At 67.3% G+C, this 9,828-nt stretch carries 7 protein-coding genes; all 7 read right to left on the bottom strand.

Annotation, left to right across the window (positions count from 1 at the left end; genetic code table 11):
- Positions 1 to 2,527, bottom strand: a 2,527-nt coding sequence (locus A5699_RS07170) for an Rne/Rng family ribonuclease (protein WP_067767527.1), incomplete at its 3' end; no start/stop codon positions are given.
- A 292-nt stretch (positions 2,528 to 2,819) separates the two neighbouring features.
- Positions 2,820 to 3,239, bottom strand: coding sequence for a nucleoside-diphosphate kinase (ndk, locus tag A5699_RS07165; protein WP_067767447.1), 420 nt, complete (start codon positions 3,237 to 3,239; stop codon positions 2,820 to 2,822).
- Between the two features lie 73 nt (positions 3,240 to 3,312).
- Positions 3,313 to 3,651, bottom strand: coding sequence for a DUF4233 domain-containing protein (locus A5699_RS07160; protein ID WP_082957612.1), 339 nt, complete (start codon positions 3,649 to 3,651; stop codon positions 3,313 to 3,315).
- 56 nt (positions 3,652 to 3,707) lie between these two features.
- Positions 3,708 to 5,114 (bottom strand): folylpolyglutamate synthase/dihydrofolate synthase family protein, encoded by a 1,407-nt coding sequence (locus tag A5699_RS07155; protein ID WP_067767440.1) that lies wholly within the window; start codon positions 5,112 to 5,114, stop codon positions 3,708 to 3,710.
- The gene (locus tag A5699_RS07150; protein WP_067767437.1) at positions 5,111 to 7,771 is read right to left on the bottom strand and encodes a valine--tRNA ligase; all 2,661 of its coding nucleotides are present in this window, start codon (positions 7,769 to 7,771) and stop codon (positions 5,111 to 5,113) included. The genes A5699_RS07155 and A5699_RS07150 overlap by 4 nt, the downstream gene beginning before the upstream one ends.
- 99 nt (positions 7,772 to 7,870) lie before the next feature.
- Entirely contained in the window at positions 7,871 to 8,488 is a 618-nt protein-coding gene (locus A5699_RS07145; RefSeq protein ID WP_067767434.1) for a DUF937 domain-containing protein, read from the bottom strand.
- An 86-nt stretch (positions 8,489 to 8,574) separates the two neighbouring features.
- Positions 8,575 to 9,828, bottom strand: a complete 1,254-nt coding sequence (locus tag A5699_RS07140; RefSeq protein WP_197508215.1) for a trans-acting enoyl reductase family protein — start codon at positions 9,826 to 9,828, stop codon at positions 8,575 to 8,577.

Raw genomic sequence — 9,828 nt, 5'->3', positions numbered from 1 at the left:
TGTCGGTCTGGGAGTTGCCCTTCTTGCCGCGCTTGCTGCGGCGGCCCCCACCGCTGGGCTCGTTCTTGCGCGCAGTGTTGGCCGAGGCCGTGTCGACCGGATCACCGTGCAGCACGATGCCGCGACCGGCGCAATGCGTGCAGGTGGTCGAAAATGCCTCGACCAGACCGGTGCCCAGCTTCTTTCGGGTCAGCTGCACGAGGCCCAGCGAGGTCACCTCGGAGACCTGATGGCGGGTGCGGTCGCGGCCGAGCGCCTCGGTCAACCGGCGCAGCACCAGATCCCGGTTCGACTCGAGCACCATGTCGATGAAGTCGATGACCACGATGCCGCCGATGTCACGCAACCGGAGCTGGCGCACGATCTCCTCGGCCGCTTCGAGGTTGTTACGCGTGACGGTCTGCTCGAGGTTGCCGCCGGCACCGGTGAACTTGCCGGTGTTGACGTCAACCACGGTCATCGCCTCGGTGCGGTCGATCACCAGGGTCCCGCCCGAAGGCAGCCACACCTTGCGGTCCATCGCCTTGGCCAACTGTTCGTCGATGCGGTGCACGGCGAACACATCGGGCGCGTCCGCGCCACCGGCCGGCTCGTACTTGGTCAGCCGCCCCATCAAGTCGGGGGCCACGGTCTCGACGTACGAATTGATGGTGTTCCACGCCTCGTCACCGGAGACGATCAGGCCCGAGAAATCTTCGTTGAACAGGTCGCGGATCACCTTGACCAGAACATCGGGCTCCTCGTAGAGCGCGACAGCGGCACCGGCCTTCTTCGCGGTGACCTCGGCGGCCTTCGCGTCGATCTCGGTCCAGCGCTGCTGCAACCGCTCGACGTCGGAGCGGATGTCCTCTTCTTTGACGCCCTCAGAGGCGGTGCGGATGATCACACCCGCATCGGCAGGCACGACCTCCTTGAGGATCTCCTTGAGCCGCTGCCGCTCGGTGTCGGGCAGCTTGCGGCTGATGCCCGTCGACGAGGCGCCGGGCACATAGACCAGATAGCGGCCGGCCAGCGAAACCTGCGTGGTCAGCCGGGCGCCCTTGTGGCCGACCGGGTCCTTGCTGACCTGGACGACGACATAGTCGCCGGGCTTGAGGGCCTGCTCGATCTTGCGGTTCGACCCGCCGAGACCGGCGGCCTCCCAGTTGACCTCGCCGGCATAGAGCACACCGTTGCGGCCCCGGCCGATGTCGACAAACGCGGCCTCCATCGAGGGCAGCACGTTCTGCACGATGCCGAGATAGATGTTGCCGACGAGGCTCGCCGACGCCGCCGACGTCACGAAGTGCTCGACGACGACGCCGTCTTCCAGCACGGCGATCTGCGTATAGCGGGCGCCCTCGTGCGGTGGCTCGGTACGCACCTTGTCGCGGACGATCATGGTGCGTTCGACCGCTTCACGCCGGGCCAGAAACTCGGCTTCGCTCAGGATCGGCGGCCGACGACGGCCGGCGTCGCGACCGTCACGGCGGCGCTGACGCTTGGCCTCCAAGCGGGTCGATCCGCTGATCCCCTGGATCTCGGAGTCATCGCTGCCTTTGCCGGCCCGCTCGGAACGCGGGGTGCGCTCATGGACGACCGTATTGGGCGGGTCATCCGGCGAACCAGCGTCGTCGCTGTCACCCGATCCGGACTTGCGGCGCCGGCGACGGCGGCGACGGCGGGTGCTGCCGTCGGTACCCGTGGCTTCCTCGTCGCTGCCTTCATCCGACTCATCGGCGTCGTCGTCGGAATCCTGGTCGGACTCGCTCTGCTCGTCGCCGGTGTCGGTCTCGGAGTCCGGGCCGGATTCGGACCCGTTGTCATCCAGCTGTTCACCGCGGCCACGACCACGACCACGACGGCCGCGTCGCCGACGCCGCGCGGCCGGGCGATCGGCCTGCTCGTCGTCGGATTCTGAGTCGGACTCGGAATCGCTGCCGTTGTCGTCGTCTTCCTCGTCGTCTTCGACAGCGACCGGTTCGAAACTGATCGGTTGTGGGGCGACGAACAATGGCAGGTAGTCGGCTCGCTCGGTGTGCGATTCGCGGGCGGGCGGGATGTTCGCGGTCTCCAGGATCAGTCGCGACTCCGGCTCATCGCCGACGAGCACGGCCTCGGACGTCGACTCCGTGGAAGTCTCGGACTCGGTCTCGGCCAGCGGGGCGTCAACCGGCGTCTCGGATTCCGGCGCCTCGTCCGACGTCTGGACCGTGGCGGTGACCGCTCCGGTCACAGTGACGGCCACCGCTTCAACCTGGACCGGTTCTGACGCGGGCGGTTCTCCGGGGGGTTGCTCAGCGGCCTGTTCGGGGATGACCTCGGCCGCTCCGAGAGCCAGCGCGTCACGGACTCGCTCGGCATCCACCTTGTCGACGGTGGAGTGCGCGCTGCGCTGGCGTCCGTCGAACTCGGCGAGGGCATCCAGCACCCGCCTGCTGGTGGTGCCGAGTACCCGCGCCAGGGAATGGACTCTCAGCCGCTCTGGGAGTCCCTCCTGCTGCGGAGTCTGGGTTGATAGGTCGTCATTCTGGGCATCTTCGGCCACGAATTCTCCTCAAGCCCCCGGGCGCGTCGAACGACGCGGCCACGCGAGGGCTTCCGCTATTGGCCCGGGACACTTTCCCCGGACTTGTTGTGGTCTCGCTCCGAGCGGCTCGCTACCGAACCCACCCGGTGCCTGGCTGAATGATGGCTGGACGGTCGGCGCCGCACCGGATTGCGGTGGTCGCGCTCGTCGAAGTCTTCATTCGGGTGTTCGGCCTCGGTTGAGGCCGGCTACCCGCAACCAGTATCCCACATCACTGACGCGGTACTGACCAGACTGCGAAGAAGGATTGTCAGGCCGAAGCTTCGCCGGGGAACCACAGGGCGATCTCGCGGGCCGCCGACTCCGCAGAATCCGACCCGTGCACGAGGTTGTCCTGCGTGACAAGCGCCAGGTCACCACGGATGGTGCCGGGCACGGCCTTCTCCACCGGATCGGTGCCGCCGGCGATCTGACGGAACGCCGCGATGGCGCGCGGTCCCTCGACGATCGCGGCCACGACGGGACCGGAGGTGATGAACTCCAGCAGTGAATCGAAGAAGGGCTTGCCGTCGTGCTCGGCGTAATGCTGCTTGGCCAGTTCAATGCTGACGTTCTTCAGCTCCAGCGCGGCCAGGGTCAGCCCCTTGCGCTCGATCCGGCCGAGGATCTCCCCGACCAGGTGGCGCTGCACGCCGTCGGGCTTGATCAAAACAAGGGTCCGCTCAGTCACGGCAGAGAGCGTACCGGTCGGTAGCCGCACCCGGCGACGGCGGCCCCCCGACCGGGTTTGCGCTGCGCCTCGGCTATTCGGCGGGAGGTTGCTGGCCGGGCAGCAGACCGCGGTCCTGCCGGCGTTTGACCTCAGCCCGCAGGTAGACGATCAACAGCCAGACCACCGCGAAGATGACGCCGATGAAGCCGATCGCGCCGTGCACGAGCGCACCGGCGATCACCACCAGTTGGATGCCGAGGTTCGCCCAGATGGCCCAGGGCCGGCCCTGTAGGCCCGACATCAGGATCAGCACGACGGCCAGACCCACCACGAACCCGCCCGACGTCCAGGTGAGGCCGGCGGCGCTGACGCCGACGACCGGCAGGGCCAGCAGCACGACGATGGCTTCGAGGATCAGCGTCGCGGCCATCACGCCGCGGAAGCTCTTCCAGGGATCGGTCGGTGTCGGCTTGTCGTTCTGAGTGCTCACTGTGGGTCCCGTCCGAACAGGGTTCGGGCCGCGCCGGCGGTCACCACCGAACCCGTGATTACGATGCCGGCGCCGGACAGTCCTTCGTCCGCGCCGGACTCCTCGACCAAAGCCGTGGCCGTCTCGATGGCGTCGGCCAGCGTCGCGGCGGTGATCACCCGATCCGGCCCGAACCGCTCCTCGGCCAGCAACGCCAGCGATTCGACGTCCATCGCCCGCGGCGAACCGTTGTGGGTCACCACGATCTGATCGAATGCCGGCTCGAGCGCATTGAGGATGCCGCCGACGTCCTTGTCCCCCATCACCGATACCACCCCGACCAGAAAGCGGAAATCGAACTCCTGCTGCAGGGTCTGCGCCAGCGCCGCGGCGCCGGCCGGATTGTGTGCCGCATCGATGAAAACCGTTGGCGCGCTGCGCATGCGCTCCATCCGACCGGGACTGTATACGGCGGCGAAACCGGCTCGAACCGCGTCGATGTCGAGTTGGCGGTCCGCACCCGCACCGAAGAACGCCTCCACCGCGGCCAGCGCGACAACGGCGTTGTGAGCCTGATGCTCGCCGTGCAGTGGCAGGAACACATCGGAGTACACCCCGCCCAGGCCCTGCAAGGTCAGCAGCTGCCCGCCGATCGCGACCTGGCGGCCGAGTACGGCGAACTCGGAATCCTCACGGGCCACAGCGGCGTCGGCCCGCACCGCCTCCTCCAGCAGCACCTCCATGGCCTCGGGGACCTGCTGGCCGATGACCGCCACAGTGTCGGTCGGCACCAGGGCGTCGGGCTGCCGGGTGATGATGCCGGCCTTCTCTCCGGCAATGGCGGCGATCGTGTCACCGAGGTAATCGGTGTGGTCCATTCCGATCGGAGTGATCACCGCGACGGGGGCGTTGACGACGTTGGTGGCGTCCCATCGGCCGCCCATCCCGACCTCGACGACCGCAACGTCCACGGGCGCGTCCGCGAACGCCGCGAAGGCCATCGCGGTGAGCACCTCGAACTTGCTCATCTTGGGGCCCCCGGCAGCTTCGGACTGCTGGTCGACCAGCTGCACAAAGGGTTCGATCTCGGTGTAGGTCTCGACGTATTGCGCTGGGGTGATGGGCTTTCCGTCGATCGAGATGCGCTCGACCGCCGACTGCAGGTGCGGGCTGGTGGTACGGCCGGTGCGCCGATGCAGCGCGGTCAACAACGCATCGATGATGCGCGCCACCGAGGTCTTGCCGTTGGTCCCCGCCACGTGGATCGACGGGTAGGCCTGCTGCGGCGAACCGAGCAACTCCAACAGCGCCGCGATCCGCGCCGTGCTCGGGTCCAGCTTGGTCTCGGGCCACCGCTGATCGAGCAGGTGCTCGACCTGCAGCAGCGCCGCGATCTCGTCCGGCGAAGGGACCGGATCGGTCATTGGGCGAGTCCGGCCAGGCGTGCGGTGATCCGCTCGACCTCCTCGTCGGCCAACTGCTGACGGGCCCGGATCTTGTCGACGACGTTCTCCGGCGCCTTGGCCAGGAAGGCCTCGTTACCGAGTTTGGCCGTGGTGGTGGCCAGTTCCTTTTGCGCCGCGGCCAGATCCTTTTCCAGCCGACGCCGTTCGGCCGCAACGTCGACGGTGCCCGAGGTGTCCACCTCGACGAGCACCGTGGCCTGCGTCAGGCGCACCTCGACGGAAGCCGAGGGGGTGAACCCGTCGCCGGCGTCGGTCAGCCAGGCCAACGCGGTGATCGCGGGCAGTTGCTCGGTCAGGCCGGCCTCGGCGATGGCCGAGAGCCGGGCCGGGACGCGCTGCCGGTCGGCCAGGCCTTGATCGCTGCGGAAGCGCCGCACCTCGGTGATCAGCTTCTGCATGTCGGAAATGTGTTGTGCGGCGACCTGATCCAGCGCGATACCAGACGGTTGCGGCCACTGCGCGATCACGATCGACTCACCATCGGTCAGTGTCTTCCACAGCGTCTCGGTGACGAACGGCATCACCGGATGCAGCAGTTTGAGCAGCGCGTCGAGCACGTAGGCGAGCACCCCGGTCGTGTAGGCCGTGTGGTCCTCCTGCCCCAGCTGCACCTTGGCCAATTCCACGTACCAGTCGCAGAACTCGTCCCACGCGAAGTGGTACAGCGATTCGCAGGCCCGGCTGAACTCGTAGCTGTCGAGCGCCGCATCCACCTCGGCGCGGACCTCTTCGAGGCGGCCCAGGATCCAGCGGTCGGCGTCGGTCAGTGCAGCGAGGTCGGGAAGCAGCGCGGGTGCGGCACCGTTCATCAACGCAAAGCGGGTCGCGTTGAACAGCTTGGTGGCGAAGTTGCGCGACGCGCGGGCATGGTCCTCGCCGATGGACAGGTCACCGCCCGGGCTGGCGCCGCGGGCCAGGGTGAACCGCAACGCGTCGGCACCGAACTTCTCCACCCAGTCCAGTGGATCGATGCCGTTGCCGCGGGACTTGCTCATCTTGCGGCCGAACTCGTCACGGATCAGGCCGTGCAGGAAGACGTTTTGGAACGGCACCTGCGGCGGGCGCTGACCGTCGAAGGTGATGGCCGGATCGCCGGCGACGAACATCCCGAACATCATCATCCGGGCCACCCAGAAGAACAGGATGTCGTAACCGGTGACCAACACCGAGGTTGGATAGAACTTGGCCAGATCCGGGGTGTGGTCCGGCCAACCCATCGTGGAGAACGGCCACAGTGCCGAGGAGAACCAGGTGTCGAGGACGTCGGAGTCCTGCTCCCAGCCGGCCGGCGGGGTCTCGTCGGGACCGACACACACGGTCTCGCCGTTGGGCCCGTGCCAGATCGGGATCCGGTGGCCCCACCACAGCTGCCGGGAAATACACCAATCGTGCATGTTGTCCACCCAGGCGAACCAACGCGGCTCCAGGCTCGGCGGATGAATCACGGTGTCGCCGTTGCGCACCGCGTCACCGGCGGCTTTCGCCAGGCCGTCCACCCTGACCCACCACTGTAGGGACAGCCGCGGCTCGATCGGCTCGCCGCTGCGCTCGGAGTGCCCGACGCTGTGCAGGTAGGGGCGCTTCTCTTCGACGATCCGGCCCTGTTCGGCCAGCGCCTCACGCACCTTGACCCGGGCCTCGAAGCGGTCCATACCGTCGAATTGCGTTCCGGTATCGGCGATCCGGCCCTTGGCGTCCATGATGGTGGGCATCGGCAGCTGATGACGCATGCCGATCTCGAAGTCGTTGGGGTCGTGTGCCGGCGTGACTTTCACTGCGCCGGTACCGAATTCGGGGTCGACGTGGGTGTCGGCCACAATGATCATCTCGTGATCGACGAACGGGTGCGGCAGGGTCTTGCCGACCAGGTGGCGGTACCGCTCGTCGTCAGGGTGCACCGCGATCGCGGTGTCACCGAGCATCGTCTCGACGCGGGTGGTGGCCACGATGATGTGGGGTTCGTCGTCATTCATCGAGCCGTAGCGGAACGAGACCAGCTCGCCTTCGACATCCTCGTACTTGACCTCAAGATCGCTGATCGCGGTCTCCAACACGGGTGACCAGTTGACCAACCGCTCAGCCTGATAGATCAGCCCCGCATCGAAGAGCCGCTTGAAGATGGTGCGCACCGCCCGCGACAGGCCCTCGTCCATGGTGAAGCGATCGCGGCTCCAGTCCACACCGTCACCCAGGCGGCGCATCTGCCCGCCGATGGTGCCGCCGGACTCACGCTTCCAGTCCCACACCTTTTCGACAAAGGCCTCGCGACCGAAGTCTTCTTTGGTCTTACCTTCGACGGCGAGCTGCTTTTCCACCACGGTCTGGGTGGCGATGCCCGCGTGGTCCATGCCTGGCAGCCACAACACCTCATAGCCCTGCATGCGCTTGCGCCGGGTCAGCGCATCCATCAGCGTGTGGTCGAGCGCGTGACCCATGTGCAGGCTGCCGGTCACGTTCGGCGGCGGGAGCACGATCGAGTACGGCGGCTTCTCACTGGCCGGATCGGCCGTGAAGTATCCGGCGTCAACCCAGCCCTGGTACAGGTCGGCTTCTACCGCGGCCGGATCCCAGGATTTGGGGAGGGCATCGGCACGGTTCTCAGGGGTGGGAGTCACCGAGCCATTCTAAGAAGTACGTGCCCCAATAAGCGAAAGCCCCCGACGCCCGGTGCGTTCGCTGGGCGTCGGGGGCTCTCCCGCTGTTCGCGGCGGTGGTTACTTCTTGCCGCCGAGCAGGCCGCCGAGGATCTCACCGATGGCGTTGCCCTGGCCACCGCCACCGCCGAGCACGCTGCCCAGAATGCTGCCCAGCGGGTTGTTCGAGCCGCCGCCACCACCGGCCGCCCCGCCGAGGATGCTGCCGAGGATGTCGCCGAGCCCGCCGCTGGAGGCCTGCGGCTGGGGCGCCGACTGCGCCGGCGCATTGTTCTGGGCGAACTGCTTGCCGATGTAGGCCAGCACGATCGGGGCCAGGATCGGCAACAGCTGCTTGATCAGATTGCTGCCACCGGCTCCGGCACCGGACAATGCCGAGGCGACCTGGGTGCTGTCGTTACCGCCGAAGATCTTCGAGACGATCTGGTTTCCTTCGTTGGCGTCGACCTGGTCGACGCTCACGCCGCCGTCGAGCAGGCCGCTGGCCCCCTGCGCGGTGACGGCGGACTCCAGATCACTCGAATCGATGTTGTCGGCTTGCACGTTCTCTGCGACACCACCGACGAGGGCGGGCACCAGGGTCTTGATGGCGGCGCTCACCTCGCCTTCATCGGCACCCAGTTTGTTTGCGATATCCGCCACAGGGATCTGCGCGAACAGATCATCGAGACCGGCCATTTTTCATCCCACCTTCGTTGCTGGCGTACTGGAAGTCCTTCGAAAGGACACTAGTCGAATGTGATCTTGTCCCACAGGTGTTCGACTCAGGTCAGCGCGGTGGTCTCCAACATCACCCCGGCAGCAGGTAGCCGGCTCAGCAATGCATCACCCATCGCCGCCACGGGCGTCAGCACACCGCGCAGCCCCGAAAGCGCGTCGCGGTCGGTAGCCAGGGCCAGCCCGCATTCGCCGAGCAACACCGCGGTCGCCTTGTATCCGGGATCTCCTTGCTGGGCCATGCTTGTCACGTAACGGGCGCCCGATGTGGTCGTGGTGTAGGTCTCGACGCGGTAGTGCCCGCGCTCGCGGGTCCGCTCACTGGGCCCGGTTCCCGGTTTGGGCACCAACCGCTCGACCAATCCGCCGGGGAGGCGGTTGAAGTAGCGGCCACCCACGCCGAGGGTGAAGGCGTTGGATCCGGTCACCACCGCAGCGGCCAGCGGTGCGACGGGCGATCTGCCCACGCTCATCTGTTCGGCGTACTCGAACCTGCGCCCATAGGCGTAGTCCAATAATGCGTTGCTGCGCCGGACGATTCGGGTGTTCGGCGCCGCCATGGCGAAGGCACCGGTCCAGTACCCGGCCAGTTCTGGGGCGATCTCGGCGCCGCGACGCCACCGCACGTCGGGCTGGGCACCGAGTTCGGGCTCGGCTGTCCGGTCCGGGCTCAGGGTGTACGGGTCGTTCATCAGCGCCCTGGCCTCCGGATCGGAGGACAACGTCTTGAGTAATTCCAGCATCGAGGCCACGGTGCCGCCCGAGACGCCGCCGGCGAACGTACGCACCACCAGGTTGGTGTCGCCGAGCTCGCCCGCGTCGTCCGCAGCGGCCCGCTTGTACAGCGCGTACACCGTGAGATCGGATGGCACCGAATCGAATCCGCAGGAGTGCACGATCCGCGCCCCGGTATCGACGGCCTGTTTGTGATGCAGGTCGATGCTGTCGCGGATGAACGTCGTCTCACCGGTCAGATCGGCATAGTCGGTGCCGGCCGCGGCGCACGCCGCCACCAGCGGCAGGCCGTAACGCGCGTAGGGCCCCACCGTGGTCACCACCACCTGGGTGCGCGCGGCCATCGCGTCGAGCGAAGCCGGATCGCCGGCGTCCGCGATCACCAGCGGCCACGCTTGCGCGGCCGGACCGAGGCCGTCGCGGATCACCCGTAGCCGCGCCTCGGAACGCCCGGCGAGCGCGATGCGGGCAGATCCCCCGGCGCGAGCCAGATATTCCGCGGTCAGCTTGCCGACGAATCCTGTGGCGCCGTACAGCACCAGATCGAACTCACGCTGTGTCACCAT

It is taken from the genome of Mycobacterium sp. E802 (assembly GCF_001666875.1).
Taxonomy (GTDB): Bacteria; Actinomycetota; Actinomycetes; order Mycobacteriales; family Mycobacteriaceae; genus Mycobacterium.
The sequence above is the reverse complement of the archived record's forward strand: the minus strand, read 5'-3'. Positions and strand labels throughout refer to the sequence as shown.